Source organism: Kitasatospora sp. NPDC048286 (assembly GCF_043201735.1).
GTDB lineage: Bacteria > Actinomycetota > Actinomycetes > Streptomycetales > Streptomycetaceae > Kitasatospora.
In genome coordinates, this window is the sequence record NZ_JBICZE010000026.1 from 1 (window position 1) to 17,552 (window position 17,552).

Genomic DNA, 17,552 nt, shown 5'->3' on the forward strand with positions numbered 1-17,552 from the left:
CCCGCGGAGCGGGTCCCTACGGGCCTTCGGCCCTCCGTTCGCGCCTGACCTTCGGTCAGGCGGCGGACCCGCTCCGCGTGTCCGCACCCGGGCTTCGCCCGGGTGAGCCCGGCGCTCCGCGCTCGGGCCGGCACCACTCCGCTTCGCTCCATGGTGCCGGTGGGCTGATGCACGTTCAACTCGTTGAGCTGGGGTTTTTGGCTGATCTCACGGCAGGCTGACTAGGGGGAGGGGTGGCCCTGAGGGGGCGCGTGCGGGTCGGCTTCACTCCTCTCAGATTGGTCTAGTCCCCGGTCTAGACCGGATGATCGGGGTAGGGTGGCGGGGTGATGGTCCGTCGAGTGTGTATCAGAACTAGCCTGTCAGACGATCCTGCCGAAGAGCGGGTGTGGACCCCTGGTGATCGGAGATTTCAACGGCTCCCCAGGTGGGCCGGAATCTGCGTTCTGATTCTATCAGTTGAACTCGTCCGGCGTGGACGGATTCGCACTTCTGGCGGGATGGGATGGTGTTTCAGAATTCGGGCGTCAGGAATTCCTGCCGCAGGTGCTGTGCGGTGGCGGGGCCGGGGTCGGCACCGTCGGCCGGGCCGCTGACCCGGGGCGGCCCACACCGGCCGCCCGGCCCCGTCCCGCCGCAACGCGCAGCCGGCACCAGCCGGACGCGAGAGGAGAGGCACGGCGCAGCGCCTCACCCGACCAGCCGACGCCCACCTACCCGCCCCCAGGCAGGGCGCAGGAGCCAGGCAAGTCGGGCCGGTGCGGGGTGGGCGGCGCCCGCCTTCCCAGACACTCACCGGCCGCCCCCGCCCGGCCGCCAGGCCCAGAGAAACAGGCACAGCGCAGCGTCGTCGGAGCCGACGTGCGCACCCGCTCCCCCACCCCACCACCACTCCATCGGCAGGGCAGGGGGCGCACAGAGGTAAGTCGGCATCGGGGCGGATGAACTAACCGAGCTTGAGCTGCGGATTTGCTCCCGGTCGGCCTTGGAGGTGGTTCTCTAGTCGAAACCAGAAACGAAACCTGGTGCGCCACCAGAGACGAAACCAGATACGCCACCAGATACGAAAGCGCGGCGGCTGCGGGCTTGGGGAATCAACGTGCTCGCAGTCGCCGCATTTTCGGGCGTTCTCACAACTTCCTTTCCTTGGATTCTTTCGGCTTGCGTGGGCCGAATACCGTGCGGAGGAAGGAGGCGTTCTCGGCGATCTGGACGCGCTCCGCGTGGGCCTCGGCGGCTGCGGCGATCTGCCGGGCCGCTTCGGTCTGCGCGGCCTGGTCGGCCTTCTGCTGGCAGAAGTGGCAGAGGCGGCCGCCGTCCGAGGCGTAGCGGGGGTTCTTGTACTTGTCGGCGGTGCGGTGGCATCCGGGGCAGGCGGTGGCGAGGAGTTCGCGTTGTTGGCGGCGGCGTTCGGCGGCGGCCTGGTCGGCCTGCTGCTGGGCGCGCTGGGCTTCTTGGTGCTTGGCGTACGCCTCGGGTCCGTCGTGGTCGTCGAGGGCGTCGTGGAGGGGCTGGAGGGGGCCTGGGCGGCCGGCGCGGCGCCAGATCGGGGAGAGCGGGCCGCGTTCGATCAGCAGCTCCAGGCTGGTGAACAGGATCGGGATCGCTTCGCTGCGGTCGTAGTAGCCGTCGCCGAGGTGCCGGCCTTGCCAGTGGCGGCGGGTCATCTCGGTGAGGGCCTTTACGCGTTGGGGCATGGCGCGCTCGCCGAGGTGGCCGAGGACGATGGCCACGGGCGGGTAGCCGGGGCGGCCGGTGTCGGGGTAGGTGCGGCGCCAGTGCGGCTCGGTCTTCTTCCACTCCAGGTAGCCGATGGTGCCGCGCGAGTGCGGGTTGGGCAGCGGGTGGCGGTGGTCGAAGAAGCCGCGGTAGTCGTCGAGCTTCTTGGCGACGATCGGGTTGGACTCGTTGTCGAGGTCGACTTCGACCAGGAGCACCGGGATGCCGTGGTCGGGGGCCTGGAGGACGGCGTCGGCGCGGACGGTGGGCTTGTGCGGGGTGAGGTGTTCGACCTCGGTGGCCCACTGGTCGATGCGGCCGAAACCAGGGCCGACGCCGGGAGCGGTGCGGTCGCCGTGGATCCCCTTGGGGTCGACGTCCGGGCCGGTGCCGCCGACGACGAAGCTGATGATGGTCTCGGTGACGGCCAGGGCGTGGCCGGCGGCGGAGCTCGTCCCGGCCTTGCGGGCGATGCCGCCCGTGTTGCGGCCGTCGGGGAACAGCGCGCGGGCGGCGTCGCGCCCGGCGGTGGTCATGCCCCAGATGTCCCGGCCGTCCTGGCCGGTGCCGTGCTTGACGGTGATCCGCTTCTTGTCCAGGTCGTTCAGCGCGGCGCGGGCGAACTTGTTCTCCAGCGCGTCGGGGCGCAGGAGTCGCCAGAGTTGGTGGGGGGTGGCGATCTTGAGGACGGCGATGGCGCGCAGGACGTCGGCGCGTAGGTCGTTGGAGGAGCCGCCGGGGTTGGCCTTGGACGCCTTGCGGGTGCGCTTGCGCGGCGCGGCGGCGGCGCCCTGGGCGTCGGGCTGGTCGGGTGTGCCCGGGGCGGGCTGACGGTCGCTCACGGCGCTCCCCCTCGCTGGTCTGCGGTGCGGTGGCTGGCTGCTTTGCATACCGCACGCCGCCGACAAGTCGATCACGCCCGCACCGGCTGCCACCGACCGGCCCCGCCCGCCCGCACGCCAGCCGCCGCACCCGCCGCACCCGCCCGGGCCGGCCGCCCGCACCCACCGGAACGCCGAGCTGCCTAGCCGCGGCGCGAGCACCGGGCTGCGCCCCTGGGGGCCGGGGGACAGCCCGGGGGTTGGGCGAAGGGCCGGAGTGGCCCGGAGCGAGACCCTGAGGGAGCCGCGCCAGGCGACAGAAGGGTTGTCGGCGTTTTTGGGCGGCCTGGACAAGGGGTCTGACCTGCGTTGATACCCCATCAAGGTGGGGAGTGACCGGAAGCGGTATCGGAAGCGGTACCGGAAGCGTGCTGCCGGACCGATCGGGGTCCGGGACAACGGGTCGTGGGGCGATTCTCACCGGCCCCGGGCGGCCGTCCGGGCGGCCGGGCGAGTGCTGGTTGGACAGTACCCGCAGCCGGCCTTCGGGACGCCGGCTTTCAGCCCGCCAGGGTGCCGGTCCCTGTGATGGTCGGGGACGGGACGGTGCGCAGCCGGGCGGGCGGCTGGGCGGGCGTGGGGGTGCGGGCGGCGGAGAGGTACTGCGGGATGACGGCGGCCAGGCCCTCGGCGGCCTCCAGGAGGAGCGGGTCTTCGCCGGGCCGGTCGAGGAGGGCTTGGGCGAGGTGCAGCGCGGACTCCAGGACGGCGGCCGGGACGCGGACGTGGCGCAGCGCGGCGATGGCGTCGGCGGCCTGCTCGGCGGGCCGTTGGGCGGGCTGTGGCGGGTCCGGCCGGGCCGGTGGGTCTGGGACGGCGGCCGGGGCCGCCCAGGGCGGCTGCTGGCGGCCGTGGGGGCGTTGGGGGCCGAGGGCACGGGCCGCGCCGGGGCCGAGGGCGCGCCGGGCGGGCGACGGGTTGCTCACGAGCGTTCAACGAGCCGGGGTGCACCTGGTGGCGGCCGCCGTGGGCGGCGCGGCCGGCACCGCCGGACGCACCACGGACAACAGCCCCCGGCAGGGTGAGAGCCCCTGCCGTCCGGACCGTCACCCCAACCGCACCCACCACACCACCAGCTACCAGGGCAGAGGGACAGACAGAGGGGGGTTATCTGAATTTCCGGTGCTCAGAAAACCGGCTCTGAACTGGGGAAACGCCGGATCGGTGCAAGGAGTGCCGGGGTACCTACGGTGGTAGCTGCGCCCGTACCTGCGGTGGCACCCTCGGCGGTGCCTGCGGTGGTAGCTACGTGGGTCCGGCGCGGCTGGTCGACGGCCGTCGGCCGGGCCCGAAGGCCGCGGACGGCTCTGCCGGACGCGAAAAGACCAACAGCCCGCCGCAGGCGCGAACCCCGAACCGACCAACCGACCACGCCCACCAAGACCAAGGAGAAGAAGGGGTTGTCGGCATTTCCAGACCGCTCCGCATGGGCTCTGACCTGTGGTGATACCGCGTCGGGGTGGATCATCAGGTGCCCACGAGACAACCGGGTAGACGCCCGACAAGGCGCTCGACAAGGCGTCTGACAAGACGCCTCACAAGGCGCAGCCGAGCACCGGAGCGGCGTCGCCGTCGATCAGCCCCTCGACCAGGGCCTGGCGCACTAGCAGGGCGGCCAGGTCGGCGGTGCGGGTGACCAGCGGGCGGCTTCGGTCGGCGGGGCCGGCGACGAAGGCGCCCTCGATCACCACGACCCAGCCGTCCGCGCCGCCCACGCCGTGCTCAATCCAGGCGAGCGCCCGGCCGTTCTTGCGGACGTAGAACAGGCCCGGGGCCCTGGTCCACCCGGCCAGGTCCCAGCCCGACTCGCCCATCAGCGAGCCGATGTTCTGGATGAGGTCGAACCGGCCCAGGCCGCGCAGGTACGGCTCAGGTGGCGGGCGCAGCGGGCCGGCGTCCTGCTGGCGCGGCACCGCCCGCGGTGTCGGGTGGACCGGTTTGACGTCGGCCGGGGCGGCCGGGCCGGGCTGCTCCTGGTCGTCGTTGTCGGCGGCCGCAGTTTCGCCCCGCGAGGCGGAACCGTCGTCGTCGCCCCACCGTTCGGCGCGCTCAAGCATGCGGCGGGTGAGCCGCTCGGATTCGGTGAGGTCGGGCCAGCGGGCCCTGTCCCGGATGTCCTGCGCGGCCATGTAGGCGCGGGTGCTGTAGGAGGGCAGCCGCGCGGCCAGTTCCTCGAAGGCGGTGACCGGGTCGTCGCCGGTTTCGATCTCCAGGAGGAAGGAAATGAGCTTGCGGCGCATCGCGTCGGCCAGGCCGAGGAGGTGGCGGCCGTCTTCTCCCCATCGGGCAAGATCGTCGTCCGCCGGGACGGCGGCCGCGGGTGCAGCAGGTGCAACAGGTGCAGCGCTGTCCGGTGTAGCAGCGGGGCCGGGTGCAGCAGGTGCAGCGTCGAGCGGTGCAGCAGCAGGGCCGAGTGCAGCGTCCGGAGCAGCTGGCGGTGTAGCGGGACCGGCTGCTGCTTCGCGGGCCTTGGCCTTGGCGCGGTCGACCTTGCTGCGGCAGGAGCGGGAGCAGTACTGCTTCGGGCGCCCGGTCGGGCCCTTCGGGGCCGGGTTGGAGCAGCCGGGGCGGGCGCACTGCGGGACGTGGCCCGCGTCGGCCGGCTGGTCGGTGGCGGCGGTCGGCGGGGCGCTGTCCATCCCGGGATCGTAGCCATCAAGGTCAGCGACCTGGCGGGAGTTTCGCCTCGCGGGGCGAAACTCCGAGCCTTGAAGGCGGGGACAAGGAGGTTCTGCAGCGCACTCGGCCAGGTTGTCCCGGGGCGGTGCTGCACTCCGGGCGGAGGGTGCAGCAGGGTGCAGCACGGCCTGGTGCTGCACCGCCGGCGGTCCCGGCCGGGGCGCTGTACTTCGCCGCGGGCCGCTCCGCAAGGCCGGTCCGGCTCGCTCTGCGCGGGCCCGCAAGGACCGCTTGCGTGCGCGACGGACCGCGTTGCGCACGCGCAGGGGGGTGCGGGGCGGATGCGCATGCGGTGCGGACCGGGTGCTCGGGCCGGGTCCTGGGTCCGGTCCTCCGGCTAGGTGGTGCGAAGGACCGGAGCCGGGATGCGGGCGGCCCCGCACATGCTCTGACCTGTGGTGGAAAGTCTTTGCGGGGCGAAACTCACCGGTCTGGCGGGACGAAACTCACCGGGTGCGGAGAAGAACTCACCGGCCTTGCGGAGTGCGGTGCGCGGTCGTACGCAGACGGCGGCCAGCGCCACGCGCAGGTGCGGGATGCACGGGGTGCGGTGTACAGCCGCGTAGGGGCTGACCTGCGGTGGGGAGTTTGGCGGGGCGAAACTCACCAGCCTTGCGGGGCGGAACTCACCGGCCTTGCGTGACCTTGACGGTGCTGGTGAGTTCACCGGTCATGACGAACATGACCGTCCTGCCGGAGGCCGCCGGGCCCACCGCCGAGGACCAGGAGCAGCGGGAGCAGCAGGCGGTGAACGAGCTGCTCGCCGAAACGTCGGAGGTGGGGCGCCGGGCGGCCGAGTGGGTACGGGAGCTCGCGGCCCGACAGCCGGAGGCCGGACACCGCACGGTGCTGGAGCGCGCGGCCGACGCTGTGGAGCGGGCCTCCGGACGGGAAGTCGTCCCGGGTGGCGAAGGGCAGCTCGACGAGGAACTGGCGTACGACCTCGGCGCCGACGTCGTCGCCGGCAGCGTGGTCGCCAACGGTCTGCCCGTCTTGGTGATGGGCGAACAGATCGCGCTGGTCACCGTGTGCTCGGTGGCTGCGGCGATGCCCTCCTCGGTGCTGGGCGACTTCGAGAGCGAGCTGCCGGTGCTGGCCGCCGTGATGGAGGCCGCCCGCGTGCTCGGCCTGGAGTCGGCCGGCCGCAGCCCGCGCTGACTCCGTGTTCACCGGCGATCACCAGCGGGTAGGGCTGTGCCTGTCCAACGACCGGGAGGGAACGCAGTGAGCGAGAACGAGCGGCTCAAATCGCTGATCATCAGCGCGGCGCAGGAGCTGTGGGACGACAAGGAGGCGCTGGGGAAGTTCCTCGGGGTGGTGCGGCGCGGCGACGGGTGGACGCAGCTGGCCGACGAGCTGGAGAAGAACCGGCCGGCGAACGCCACGTTCTACGGCGTGAAGAGCGCCGAGTTCCAGGCGTAGCCGTGCGGCCCGGTGGCCCGTCGCTCCGCTTCCGGCGCGGCGGGCCACTGCTGTGACCTGCGGTGGGGAGTTTCTGCGGGGCGGAACTCACCAGGGCCGGGGCGAAACTCACCGGCTTTGCGGATGCGGTGCACGGCCCCGATCCGGGCACGATGGAGACAGAGCACGGGCGAGGAGACAGGAATGCGCACCGGGGACGTCGTGGTCGGCGAGACCTACATCGCGAGCATCCCCCAGCGGCTCCCGGAGCAGCTGCGCCGTCCGGGAGACACGCCCAAGCAGTGGCGGGCGAACATGCAGCTGCACCTGGTCCGCGGCCGGCGCATCACGGTGACCGTGACCGGCTTCGGCGAGGAACCCAACATGGTGGTGGTCAGCCGGGACGTCCCAGCCGGGCGCGTCGCGCTGCGGCTGACCGCCGAGCAGGCCGCAGCCCTCAATCTCGCCGAAGGCCAGGAGTACGAGATCACCGGCATCGTGACCGACGCCGACGGCCAGGCCCTGACGTTCCCCGGCACGGTCGCCCACACCATCCCGGCCCGCTGGCTGCGCCCGGCCGACGAGCAACTGGAGCTCCACCCGGACACCGAGCACTTCCACCGCGCGCTGGTGTGCCGGGACGCGGACGGGATGACGCCGCCGGAAATCGACCGGGCGGCGGAGAAGGCACTGGAGCAGCTCCAGCGCGTCCGGGGCCTTGCGCTGGAGGACCCGAACGTCGACCATTCGGTGCTCACCTCCGAGGCGGACCACCAGGAGTGGCTGCGGATCGCCGAGCGGGTGCGGGCGGCCGGGCTCGCCGTCTACGACCCGCGGACCGACCCGGACGCCGTGGAACACCCGCCGCTGGTCCGGTTCCGGGAGCCCTGACGAAGGCCGGCGGCCACTTGCGGCCGGCTGTCCCACCCTTGTCCCAGGTCCGGACGCAGAGTGTCGCGACCTGGGGTTTTAGGGTGGGACTGTCCTAACGAATCGGGCATACCGGGCGCGCTGGGACAGGGGTGTCTCAACCTTGTCCCAGGCCGACGGCGGCGCGGTGCCCGCCGGTGATGGCCCGGATTGTGCGTCTCGGGTCCGGCGGGCACCGGCAGCAGCGTAACGGGGACGGCCCGCCGGCCCGGCTTCTACGGGGCGGGGTGCGGTGGGTCTTCGGGGACGACGGCGGCGATCCGCACGGTCGGCGGCCAGGGCGGGGCGGGGGCGTAGGCGTGCACGACGTTGAGCGCGGGCCGGCCTTCGGCGGGGTCGCCCTCGATCCGGGTGGAGTACAGCTCGACCTGCTGGCCGCCCTCGGTGACGGTGCGGATCGGGCGGCCGAGCCGCGGCCGGTGTTCGAGTTCGGCGCGTAGCGCCTCGAGGGCCTCGGTGGCGCCGAGTTCCTTGGCGCGCTGGGCGGCGCGGTCGGTGACCACGGCGACCGCCGGGTCCGGCTGCTGGTGCTGGTCGGTCACTCGGCGCCCTGCCGCGCCAGGAGGTCGGCGACGGCCTGGTCGACGGCGTCGGACGTCTCCGGGTCGGCGGCGAGCAGCACGCGGCCGCGGTAGGCGGCGACGATCTCGGCGACCGCGACCAGGTCTACGACGGTGCCGACCTGGTCGACCTGGTCGAGCCGGTCGACCGGCACGCGGCGCAGCAGCTGCTCGGCGAGTTCGGCGTCCAGGCGCTCGGCGTCGCCGGGGAAGCCGTGGCCGGCGCGCAGCGCGGCGCGCAGTTCCTGGACCGTGTCCATCGGCGGCAGCCCAAGACGGCCGCCCCCTCGTTCGGCGGGCTGGGCGCTCATCCCCACCTACCCCTCTCCCTGTCGGCATTCCCGGCGCCGGGCCGGGCCCTGTGGTGTCGACGGTAGCGGCCTCGCAGTGGTCTGTAGGGCCACAATCCCGTACCCGGCTCGGCCGGTCTGCTCAGGCGGCCACGAAAGCGAGGGCGAGCAGCGCCGATCCGGCGACCGCCCAGTTGAAGGACAAGCGGACACGGACGTGCTTCGTCCAGGCGATCTGGCTCATGACGACGAGCTGGCGGGTCAGGACGGGCAGCGGGTCCTTGGTCCTCAGCGCCTCGGCCAGGTCGTCCGTGTTCCACTGCTTGAGGTGCCCGAAGAAGACGAAGTTCTCGGCCGCCTCGGTCGGCATGGCGCGCTTGCGGATGTTCGGCGAGACGACGGCGATGGCGTACAGCGCGGCGATCCCGATGCAGGCCGCGCCCGGCCAGAAGAACAGGTTCGCCCAGAAGCCGGAGAGGTGCCGCAGCCGGTCGCCGGCGTTGAGGAGCGCGCCGATCGCCACAAGCACGGCGGTCTCCAGGGTGAGCGCGAAGGACGCCTTCGCGTCGACCTTGCCGGTCCAGTCGGCCACGGCCGCGTGGATCTTCCACGCGGTCTCCACCGCGTCGGCGTCGGTGGTCACGAGATCACCCAGCCCCAGCCGGAGCGGTAGACCGTGGCGCGCGTCCCGTTGACGGTCTGGACGCTCTCCTCCCACATCGGCCTGCCATCGGAGGAAACCTTCCGGTTGTCCGCCATGGTGTCGAAGACGGCCTTGGTGATGTAAGTACGTTTCTGGGGCGTCTCCCGGATGTCGCTGAGCTTGGCCGCGATGTTGGCGGCCTGGCCGACCGAGATCAGGTCGTTGTGGTTGCGGATACCGGCGCGCGCGATGAAGACCTTGCCGGAGGCGACGCCGCAGACGTGGCTAAGGGCAAAGCCCTTGGTGACCAGGGAGGGCAGCTTGCGTTCCAGGGCCGGGCGGACGAAGTTGTCGGTGGCGTACTTGATCTCCATGGCGGCCTGGACCGCGCGGGAGTTCTTGTTCTCGCCGACGAAGATCCCCATGACGCGGTCGCCGTCGAAGCTACGGATGTGGCCGTCATGGCTGCGGATGATGCGGCAGGCGGTCGCGAGGAAGGCGCGCATCACCTTCGCCGCCGTCCCCGGAGGGAACTCGGTGACCAGCTTGGTGGAGCCCATCATGTCGGCGTAGAGGTAGACGGCGTCCAGCTCCCGCGCGCCGTTCTTCAGCACAATGTTCTCGGTCTTCGGCACGACGGTGCCCTGGGTGACCTGCCAGTCGTAGCCGACGAGATCCGAGAGGGCCTGGTTTATCTGGTCTTTCAATCCCACCGAGCAGGTGTCCTTCCAACGGAGCGCAGGCGCGGTCGCGGCCCCCGAGGGCAAAGCACGGAACCGCAGCACACAACATGTAGTGGCACGCGTGACATATAACCACTACATGCAGGTCCCAGCGCAAGGGGATTGCGCGACCGCAGCCGTCCCTGCAGAACGGGCGCCACGAATGGGTGGGCGTCCGAGGCGGGAGCGCAGCCCGGCCGGGTCCCGGGGAGACAGGGGGTGGTCCGCGAGGCCCGGCCGGTGGGAGGCCAGCAGCGCCGGGGTCACGGCGCGGCTGCTCTGCTCGGCGGCCCGGTGGTGCTGTGGTGGGGCCGCCGTGGCGGGAATGCTAGACCCGCTCCGCCGATGGTGGCCAGGGCTTTGACCTGCAATCTTTCGGACGCGATCATGCCGTCGGCGGGGCCAGGTCCGTTGGTTGGGACCCGGCCCCGCCGAACGCGAGGCCTACAGGTGCGGGCCGATCACCAGCACCGTGATGACCGAGACCGGCTCGCCCTGGTCATTCTTCTCGTCTGGCCCGTACATCCAGTAAATCCGCCAGGCGGACGGGTTGTGGTTCTCCACGTAGGAGTCCCAGACCTTCTCGGCGGTGTGCCCGGGGAAAGCCTCGTACTGGTGGGAGTGCAGGCCGGGGTAGCGCGGGTCGGTCTGGAGCAGGGCGAGGGCCTTGCGGACCTTCCTCAGCTTGACCGGGTCGGCCTTGGGGCCGGCCGCCAGGCGCCGGAGCGTCTCGGCGGCGTCTTCGGTGAAGCGCAGCACGTGCACCGTGTTCTAGTCCTCGCCATCTTCCTGGTCGAGGTACTTCGAGAAGTCACCGAGGTCGGCAGTCTCGCCGCGCTGCGCCTGCTCGATGCCAGCGCGGATGCGCTCGGCGAGCAGCGGGTCGGTCCACACCTGCATCTCCCGCTCCGGGATGGAGACGACGGGGGTCAGCAGCAGGACGCCGTCCGGATTGGACTCCACCCGGTAGCGGCGGCCCGGCTTGGCACCGGCCCGGCCGAGGGACACCCGGCCGCGGCTGTCGACTTCCGTCTCGGCGACTGTCTCGAACTCCTCGCGTTCGTGAACGGTGGTCATCGGGGTGTCCTTTCGGGTTGGACGGTGCTCTCCGCCCGTGGCGCTTTGTGGCGCTCCCTACAGACTACCCATTCGGGGAAAGTGGGTAACTCCCACTCTCGTGACCCTCCTCTGGTCAGAGCCCAGTCGCTTGGATGCCATCCAGGCCTTCGGCGGTGGTGCTCTTCGGGGCGGCCGCCTTCCTCCCACTGGTGGCGGCCCGGGGGATGAACGGGTCGAGCAGCAGGTAGCGGTTGACCTCGGCGTTGCCGGTCGGGCTGAGGGGAGCGGTGACGTAGGTCTTGTAGACCTGCAGTACGCCCTCGTTCGCCAGCTCCCTGAAGCCGCGCTCGGCGGTATCGGGCGACCACCCGTACCAGTCCTTCATCCGCCCGGTCGGCAGCTCGAAGGAGCGCGGCTCGCAGCTGGCCGTCAGCAGCATGGCCAGGGCCGGCAGGCCGAGCTCGTCGATCAGACCGGTGCGCCACAGCTCGAACGGGACCTTCAGGTAGGAGTCGCTGTTCTGGTTGCCGGGCCGCGTGTACGGCTGGCCGCTGCCGTCCTCGCGCAGAAGGGTGACCTGGACGTCCCAGGTCCCCTCGGGCCGCTGGTAGGTGATCAGGTTACGGTCTTGGAGGCGCTTGAGGACCTTGGTCACCGCCGTGCGGGCGGAGGCCGGCGTTGCGTTCTCGGTGGTGCCGAAGGCCCGGGCCCACACTCCGCCGGGGAGGGTGGTGCTCCATCCCGACGCGGTGGACGGGGCGCTGGTGATCGCGATGATGAACAGGTAGGCACGCAGGCCCCGTACGTCTCCGTTGGAAACGAACTCGGCCAGCGGGCCGGAGCGGTCCGTCTCCCCGCGCTTCTTCTGCACGAACGCCCGCCGGATGGGCGCGAAATCACGTGCGGACCTGCTGAGGAGGGCCTCCCGCGTCTCAGCGGGAGTGGCGACCGGCTTCTCGGATATCTGCTGCTTCACACCACAGATCGTGCCGAACTGGCATGCCGTCAGGCAAACCCTTCAGCTTCCACAATTCAGACGCTGCAGCGGGTATCTGGATGATCCGAGTGACGATGACTGATGACGATGACAGTGACGATGTCAATGTCAAGGTCACTTATAGATGGAGCCCGGACGGTGCGGCGGCGGAAGCACGGGTGTCCGGCGCGCGGACCCGCTGCCCTGGGCAACAACTGCCGACCTCCTCACCCCGCGCCTGTCCGCCCGGGCAGAGGGCCCCTGCCCGGCCTCGAGGCCCGCAGTCACGTCGGCCGGGGCCACCGGCCAGCGGCCGCGCTAGCCGCCCCGCCGTGACCGTCGGTGGCCCGGCTCGTTGTCGCGGGGCCGCTCAATTTGGCTGCGGAAGCGCGCACGGCGGATTCCGTGCTGATGCCCTTGGGGAACATGGCCAAGAAGACGCCGACCGCCGCCGAGAACGGCCTGGCCGGGCTCCTGCGCCGAACTGCGCTCCGCTTCACGACGCTGGCCGCAGCGGCCGCCCTGTTCAGCACGATCATGCACAAGGCGGCGCCCTCCATCGGCGTGGTCGGCCAGCGCAAGCCCGGTACGAAGGAACGCCGGCCGCTCCTACAGGTGCGGGCCGACGCGCAGCACCGTGACCACCACGGCGCCCGGCTCACCATGGCCGGCGGCGCCGGTGGCAGGGCCCCAGGTCCAGTGGAGGCGCCAGGCGCCGGCGCCCTGGTCCACGTAGGAGGTCCAGGCGGCGGTGTGCTTGTGGCCGGGCAGGCAGGGGTAGCGGTGGGAGCGCAGGCCGGGGTGGTGCGGGTCGGCGGCCAGGCGGGCCAGGGCGCGGCGGACCCGGCGCAGCCGGCGGGCGTCGGCGCGCCGGCCCTTCTCCAGGCGGGCCAGGGCCCGGGCAGCGGCGGGGGTGTAGTGCAACGTCGGCATCGCGGTCTCCTTCGACGAGGGCATGCGAAAGGGCCCACCCCTGGCGTGGGGTGGGCCCGTAGGAGTTGCTGGGCGGCTCGGCCTTTTCGTTTGTCCTGGAGTCAGTTCTGGCTGTCGGCCCTGGCGATGCACTGGACGTCCAGCTGGTCGGCCAGGTACTCCAGCACGGTGCCCAGGCCCGTGATGGTGGCCGGGTCCATGCCGGGCACGCCGCCTACTGCCCGCTCCTGCCAGGTGGCGGCGATGCCGCGCAGCAGGGCAGTGACGTAGTCGGCCGGGACCACCAGGGTGCCGTCCTGGTCGTGGCGCACCGGCAGGCGGAACTGCTGCTCTCCGTCGTAGTGGGATTCCATGACTTTCCTCCGGATGAATTCAGCGGTGGGGCATAAAAAAGTCCCGGCCGCCTTTTCGGTGGCCGGGACTTGTGTTTTTCGGCGACACGGGGCCGCTACAGGGGTGGTTCTACAGCTCGACGTCCATCCAGGCGACGTCGTTGAGCTCGACATCGAGGCCGCGGGCGCGGCGGCCGCCGTCCTTGAAGTACTCGTCGCGCAGCGCGTCGGCGAGGATCTGCTCCTGCTGGGCCTGGGTGGCTCCGGCGTCGCGCGCCTCGTACAGGCGCCGCGCCACGTCGCCGGGCATCTTCTGGGTGATCATGCGGGGGCGGGGGTCGTCGGTGGTGCCGCCGGCCGCCGAGTAGCCGAAGGTCGCCTGGATGTGGAGCATGAAGCCACGCTGCTCGGCATCGCGGCGCACCCGCTTCTTCACCCGCGGCTGCCAGGCCGCCCGCACCGCCTGCTCGACCTTCACCGCGTTGGCCTTCGTCATGGGGATGTCGCCGGTCAACTCCCCCTCGGCGAGGGCGGTCAGGGCGTGGGCCCAGCGCTGGGCGGTGCGCACCGATACGCCGGCGGCCTGGGCCAGGCGCTTGGTGTCGTTCTTGGCGACCTTCTCCCACAGGAACTTGACCCGGGTGTTGAGGTGCACGGGGATGGGGCGGGTGCGCTCGGCGCGCTCCAGGCCTTCGTCGATCTCCCCCACGGGCTGACGTCCTTCCAGATCGTTGATTTGGCGCGGGCGGCCGGACGGCGCCCGGTCAACGTGTCAGCGCACCTTCTCCAGTGCGCGGGAGGTGAGCTGCAGCGCGAGGTCGATGGTCTCGTCGTCCCTCAGCGGGCAGTTCACGACGTACTTGTGGCCACTTTTGACATCGCGGAGTTCGATCCGTGGGTCGTCGAGGTCGTCGACGTCTTCGGGGGTGAGCCTGACGGTGAGGCCTGCGTTGATCGCATTCACGTACGCGACGGCCCCGAACCGGCGCTTGCCGGCGTCGCGGACCATCACGTAGTTGGACAGGCCGTCCTTGGTCCGCTCCGACGTACCGGACTCGATCTCGACGCCCAGTCCGCGCACCCTGCTCAGGTAGGCCAGCACGCGGTCGGCAATCTCCTGGCTGCGGGCGCGGCCCCGGACCAGGGCCTCGATCCCCGCCAAGCCAGCGACTTCCCCGGGCATCTCGGCTGCGGCTTCGCCGACGTCACCCTGGGGTTCCTCCCCCATCAGCTGGAGGAACTGAGCGATCTCCTCCGGGGTGCCTTCCAAGTACTTCACGTCGTCTCCCTCGCAGCAGCACCAATGAACGCATGCACAAGCTATCAGACCCGAAGCTCACACATGTGCAGGCATACACAAACGCCTGTGTGTACGCGTGCAGCTCTACCCAACTGCGGCACGGCCCGCCACCCCGAGCCGGGGGCGCCGGGCCGCAGGGGCACTACTCGTCCGCGGAGACGACACCACCGGGCTTAATGTGCCGGGCCGGGTTCGTGTCGTCGGCGAGCAACTCGGCGATCTCGGCCATCGGCCGGGAGCCCTCGAACTTCACCATCCCCGGCGACACCCCCAGGCGCAGCGCGGTGGTGAGGGTGCCGTCCGGCTTGGTGAGGATGTCGAGTACGCCGGGGCCGGGGGCGGCGAAGACAGCGCAGTCGGAAAGCACCGCGAAGCAGTGCAGGCCGGTGTCGGCGGCCATGCGACGGAGTTTGCGGTGGAGGTTGACGGTGGCGGTGTCGATGACCAGGGCGCGCATCAGCGGGTCCCAGGTCGGCCGGTCCAGGGCCGGCCAGCGCTCACCGGGCTTGTAGCCGTGCCCGCGGGGGCGTTCGCGCATCTTGCCGATGGTGCCCTTGGCGGTCTGCTTGATCGCGTGCAGCACCGCCAGCTCGGCCGGGTCGCCCTGCTTGACGGCGGCCATGGCGTCGAGGAAGGCGAGCGGGTCGGTGTCGGCGAGGGTGAGCGGGACGCCGAGGGCGGCCATCGTCTCCAGGTACGCGGCGCGCAGGTGCTTGTGCCACGGGTCGAGGTAGGGGCCGTGCTCGTAGCGCAGGTACGCCTCGGTGGGCTGCACCCGGGCGCCGAGCTCGACGGCGTAGGCGAGCTTCACCGTGGAGTACCAGGCCGGCCCGGTCGGGCGGGAGCCGTCCGCGGTGAACGGGCTGGGGAGCAGCGGGTTCGTGTCGAGGCCGGACAGGTCGACCAGCCACGAGCCCGGGATCTTCGGGTCGAAGACCGAGTTGACCACGTGCACGGGCGGGCCCAGCGGCAGGGTGAGGCGGCCGGCGGCGGCGAGGAAGGCCATGTTGACGTCCAGACCCACCGCCCAGGCGGAGCGCTTCTCGGTGTCGGTGAGCTCGCGGTGCCAGTCCCACGCCTCGGTCACCAGCTCCTGCCCGGGGGCGCGGTCCTGGGCGAGCGGGTGCACGTCCGGGACCTCCGGCGGCGCCGGGTCGAACGCCTGCTTCGGCCGGGAGCCCTCCACCAGGCCGGAGGTCCAGCCGGCCTCGGTGCGCACCGCCTTCGTGGGCGGGCGCTGGGCGGTGACGAGCTCGAGGCCGGAGACGGCGGTGGAGCCGCGGGGGGTGAGGACGCGCTTCGCGTAGGTGCCGAGCAGGCGGGCCAGGCCGGCGGCGGCGAGGCCGTCGGGGATCTGCCAGCCGCCGCTCGCGAGGGCGCCCCAGGCGGGGATGCACAGCTGGACGCACTGGCGCTTGCCGTCCTCGGGCGTGCGGTAGACCCGGGCCCACGGCCCGAGGCCGCGCTGGGTCAGCAGCCAGCCGGCCTTCTCGACCTGCTTCACGGCCTTGTGGGTCTTCGGCAGCTGGCCCAGGCGCTGCACGAAGTCCTTCTTCTCGTCGCGCCCGAGCGGGGGCAGGCCGAGCTCGGCGAGGGCGGCGTCGGTGAGGACGACCAGGGCGTCGCCGTCCTTGCCGTGCCGGTGCAGCCGCGGCGAGCCCAGCTTCACCTCCAGCGCCCACTCGACGATGTCGGCCAGGGTCCGGCCGACCGGTGCGGTCGGCGCCACCGTGCCGTCGGCGAGATAGGCCACCAACCCCTTACCGGACGGGGCGACGTCCACCACCGCGAGCGGCCCGGACGGGAAGCGCGCGGCCGCAGCCTGCTCCCAGTCGGCCGGCCCCTCGGTGGCCGGCTTCTTCGCGGCCGCCTTCCGGGTCCGCGACGGCGCACCGGCGGCAGGCCGAGGCGACGGCCTGCGCCGGGCCCCGGCGGCGGGGCCGGGGGCGGCCTGGCGGGGCGCAGCGACCGAAGCGACCGAGGCCGGCGACTCCTCGGGCGCAGCCGGGGCGGGCTGCTCCGCGACCGGAACCGCGGGCACTGGCTGCCCGGCCGGGGCGGGCGCACACCAGCCGCCCATGTGGAGCGGGCGGCCCTGCGAGCGGTACGGCGTCGGCCGCCCGCACCGCACACACGGCTCGGGCGGCCCGGCGACCAGTTCCCCGTCCGCCGTCCGGTCCAGTTCCGCCACCGCCTGGTCCCCGCCGCCGAACGCCGCCGGGGCGGGCTCAGCAGCAGCGGGTGCAACCGGCGCCGGGAGCACCGCGGGCGCGGGCACGACGGGGGCCGGGGCGGCGGGTGGCTGGTCGACGGGCCGCACGAGACCGGCGGCCTGCGCGCGGCGCAGCCACTCGCTGGGCTCGACCGTGCCGTGCTGCAGCGCCAGCGTCGCCAGGAACCGGATGTAGACCTCGCGCTTCGGCGGGCGCGGCTCCGACATACCGGCCTCCCACCGCACGATCGTCTCCCGCCGCGTCTTCAGCGCGGCCGCCAGTTCCTCCTGCGTGTACTCGCCGGCCTTGCGCAGTCGCTCCCGCTCCGCGGGCACCGGCAGATCGTCCACCGGACGCGGCCGCGCCAGCAGCGCGTCGATCGACGCGAACAGGTCCTCACTCATCGACACCTCACCTCCAACACACACCCTAGCGTGAAAGTAACTTCTGGATCGCACATTTTGAACGCACATCACTGGATCGAGACATGCAAAACGGCCAGGTTGACGCTCGGGGGCCCGGCAATTGATCTCAACTGCCCGCCTGACGCCCTGGGGCGCCAGGCTCCCGGTGCGTCGGCTCCGTACTCGTCCGCGTCCGGCTGTTTTTGGAAAACCCGCCCCCTCATAGCGGGCGCTCTGGCATGCTCACCCAAATGGCGGAGCGCGACGAGTATCCGGAGCCTCACGCAGAGTCAGACAGAGAGCTGGGGCGGGCAGTGCAGATCAGCGCGACGGTGTTCCTCGCGATCGTTATCGTCGTGCGTCTGCGGCGCATCACCCACGCGCGCAGCCGCGTAGACGAGGCGTTCACCGTCTTCACCGCCGTCGTCTTCGGCGTCCTGATCGCCGCCACCGCCTGGGGCCACGCCATCCTCCAGTTCGTCGGCACCGCCGTCGATGCCACCCACTGAC

19 protein-coding genes are annotated in these 17,552 nt (G+C 71.8%); 4 read left to right on the forward strand and 15 right to left on the reverse strand.

Annotated elements, in window-relative coordinates; translation table 11 throughout:
* Positions 1-1,130: 1,130 nt before the first annotated feature.
* The 3 genes from ACGF13_RS38220 to ACGF13_RS38230 form a co-directional block, all read right to left on the reverse strand.
* On the reverse strand, positions 1,131-2,561 hold the full coding sequence (locus ACGF13_RS38220; RefSeq protein WP_392884069.1) for a replication-relaxation family protein: 1,431 nt from the start codon (positions 2,559-2,561) through the stop codon (positions 1,131-1,133).
* Between the two features lie 539 nt (positions 2,562-3,100).
* On the reverse strand, positions 3,101-3,526 hold the full coding sequence (locus ACGF13_RS38225) for a hypothetical protein (protein WP_392884071.1): 426 nt from the start codon (positions 3,524-3,526) through the stop codon (positions 3,101-3,103).
* Between the two features lie 609 nt (positions 3,527-4,135).
* Positions 4,136-5,239, reverse strand: a complete 1,104-nt coding sequence (locus tag ACGF13_RS38230) for a hypothetical protein (RefSeq protein ID WP_392884072.1) — start codon at positions 5,237-5,239, stop codon at positions 4,136-4,138.
* A gap of 712 nt (positions 5,240-5,951) precedes the next feature.
* Between ACGF13_RS38230 and ACGF13_RS38235 the strand changes: the two genes are divergently transcribed.
* The 3 genes from ACGF13_RS38235 to ACGF13_RS38245 all read left to right on the forward strand — a co-directional run bounded on the left by ACGF13_RS38235 (position 5,952) and on the right by ACGF13_RS38245 (position 7,571).
* Positions 5,952-6,437 carry a hypothetical protein gene (locus ACGF13_RS38235; RefSeq protein ID WP_392884074.1) on the forward strand — a complete coding sequence of 162 codons (486 nt, stop codon included), beginning with the start codon at positions 5,952-5,954 and terminating at the stop codon, positions 6,435-6,437.
* Between the two features lie 66 nt (positions 6,438-6,503).
* Positions 6,504-6,701 (forward strand): hypothetical protein, encoded by a 198-nt coding sequence (locus ACGF13_RS38240; protein ID WP_043478193.1) that lies wholly within the window; start codon positions 6,504-6,506, stop codon positions 6,699-6,701.
* 183 nt (positions 6,702-6,884) lie between these two features.
* Positions 6,885-7,571 (forward strand): hypothetical protein, encoded by a 687-nt coding sequence (locus ACGF13_RS38245; RefSeq protein WP_392884076.1) that lies wholly within the window; start codon positions 6,885-6,887, stop codon positions 7,569-7,571.
* Between the two features lie 254 nt (positions 7,572-7,825).
* Here the strand turns inward: ACGF13_RS38245 and ACGF13_RS38250 are convergent, their stop codons facing one another.
* The 12 genes from ACGF13_RS38250 to tap form a co-directional block, all read right to left on the reverse strand.
* Positions 7,826-8,152: a hypothetical protein gene (locus tag ACGF13_RS38250; RefSeq protein WP_392884077.1), complete on the reverse strand. Its 327-nt coding sequence runs from the start codon at positions 8,150-8,152 to the stop codon at positions 7,826-7,828.
* Positions 8,149-8,430, reverse strand: a complete 282-nt coding sequence (locus ACGF13_RS38255; RefSeq protein ID WP_392884078.1) for a hypothetical protein — start codon at positions 8,428-8,430, stop codon at positions 8,149-8,151. Before ACGF13_RS38255 ends, ACGF13_RS38250 begins: the two co-directional genes overlap by 4 nt.
* Before the next feature lie 172 nt (positions 8,431-8,602).
* Positions 8,603-9,103, reverse strand: a complete 501-nt coding sequence (locus ACGF13_RS38260; protein WP_387695836.1) for a Pycsar system effector family protein — start codon at positions 9,101-9,103, stop codon at positions 8,603-8,605.
* Positions 9,100-9,810 (reverse strand): adenylate/guanylate cyclase domain-containing protein, encoded by a 711-nt coding sequence (locus ACGF13_RS38265; RefSeq protein ID WP_392884079.1) that lies wholly within the window; start codon positions 9,808-9,810, stop codon positions 9,100-9,102. Before ACGF13_RS38265 ends, ACGF13_RS38260 begins: the two co-directional genes overlap by 4 nt.
* Before the next feature lie 459 nt (positions 9,811-10,269).
* Complete coding sequence (locus tag ACGF13_RS38270) at positions 10,270-10,590, reverse strand: hypothetical protein (protein ID WP_392884081.1); 321 nt, start codon at positions 10,588-10,590, stop codon at positions 10,270-10,272.
* Between the two features lie 6 nt (positions 10,591-10,596).
* Complete coding sequence (locus tag ACGF13_RS38275) at positions 10,597-10,902, reverse strand: hypothetical protein (RefSeq protein ID WP_392884083.1); 306 nt, start codon at positions 10,900-10,902, stop codon at positions 10,597-10,599.
* A gap of 115 nt (positions 10,903-11,017) precedes the next feature.
* Positions 11,018-11,860: a hypothetical protein gene (locus ACGF13_RS38280; protein WP_392884085.1), complete on the reverse strand. Its 843-nt coding sequence runs from the start codon at positions 11,858-11,860 to the stop codon at positions 11,018-11,020.
* A gap of 609 nt (positions 11,861-12,469) precedes the next feature.
* Positions 12,470-12,793 carry a hypothetical protein gene (locus ACGF13_RS38285; RefSeq protein ID WP_392884086.1) on the reverse strand — a complete coding sequence of 108 codons (324 nt, stop codon included), beginning with the start codon at positions 12,791-12,793 and terminating at the stop codon, positions 12,470-12,472.
* 101 nt (positions 12,794-12,894) lie between these two features.
* Positions 12,895-13,146, reverse strand: coding sequence for a DUF6213 family protein (locus tag ACGF13_RS38290; protein WP_392884087.1), 252 nt, complete (start codon positions 13,144-13,146; stop codon positions 12,895-12,897).
* Positions 13,147-13,255: 109 nt separating this feature from the next.
* Positions 13,256-13,834, reverse strand: a complete 579-nt coding sequence (gene tpg / locus ACGF13_RS38295) for a telomere-protecting terminal protein Tpg (RefSeq protein WP_392884088.1) — start codon at positions 13,832-13,834, stop codon at positions 13,256-13,258.
* A gap of 63 nt (positions 13,835-13,897) precedes the next feature.
* A complete protein-coding gene (locus tag ACGF13_RS38300; RefSeq protein WP_392884089.1) occupies positions 13,898-14,404 on the reverse strand; it encodes a hypothetical protein in 507 nt (168 codons plus the stop codon).
* A gap of 163 nt (positions 14,405-14,567) precedes the next feature.
* Complete coding sequence (gene tap, locus ACGF13_RS38305) at positions 14,568-17,042, reverse strand: telomere-associated protein Tap (protein ID WP_392884090.1); 2,475 nt, start codon at positions 17,040-17,042, stop codon at positions 14,568-14,570.
* A 251-nt stretch (positions 17,043-17,293) separates the two neighbouring features.
* Here tap and ACGF13_RS38310 point away from each other — a divergent pair, with 251 nt between their 5' ends.
* Positions 17,294-17,551: a hypothetical protein gene (locus tag ACGF13_RS38310; protein WP_392884092.1), complete on the forward strand. Its 258-nt coding sequence runs from the start codon at positions 17,294-17,296 to the stop codon at positions 17,549-17,551.
* The last annotated feature ends 1 nt before the right edge of the window (position 17,552 follow it).

What these genes read in the sequence shown, in the direction of transcription:
- ACGF13_RS38275 (WP_392884083.1), bottom strand. Translation starts at nt 10,902, where the DNA reads ATGACCACCGTTCACGAACGCGAGGAGTTCGAGACAGTCGCCGAGACG.
- ACGF13_RS38285 (WP_392884086.1), bottom strand. Translation starts at nt 12,793, where the DNA reads ATGCCGACGTTGCACTACACCCCCGCCGCTGCCCGGGCCCTGGCCCGC.
- ACGF13_RS38230 (WP_392884072.1), bottom strand. Translation starts at nt 5,239, where the DNA reads ATGGACAGCGCCCCGCCGACCGCCGCCACCGACCAGCCGGCCGACGCG.
- tap (WP_392884090.1), bottom strand. Translation starts at nt 17,042, where the DNA reads ATGAGTGAGGACCTGTTCGCGTCGATCGACGCGCTGCTGGCGCGGCCG.
- ACGF13_RS38255 (WP_392884078.1), bottom strand. Translation starts at nt 8,430, where the DNA reads ATGGACACGGTCCAGGAACTGCGCGCCGCGCTGCGCGCCGGCCACGGC.
- ACGF13_RS38245 (WP_392884076.1), top strand. Translation starts at nt 6,885, where the DNA reads ATGCGCACCGGGGACGTCGTGGTCGGCGAGACCTACATCGCGAGCATC.
- ACGF13_RS38310 (WP_392884092.1), top strand. Translation starts at nt 17,294, where the DNA reads ATGGCGGAGCGCGACGAGTATCCGGAGCCTCACGCAGAGTCAGACAGA.
- ACGF13_RS38290 (WP_392884087.1), bottom strand. Translation starts at nt 13,146, where the DNA reads ATGGAATCCCACTACGACGGAGAGCAGCAGTTCCGCCTGCCGGTGCGC.
- ACGF13_RS38235 (WP_392884074.1), top strand. Translation starts at nt 5,952, where the DNA reads ATGACGAACATGACCGTCCTGCCGGAGGCCGCCGGGCCCACCGCCGAG.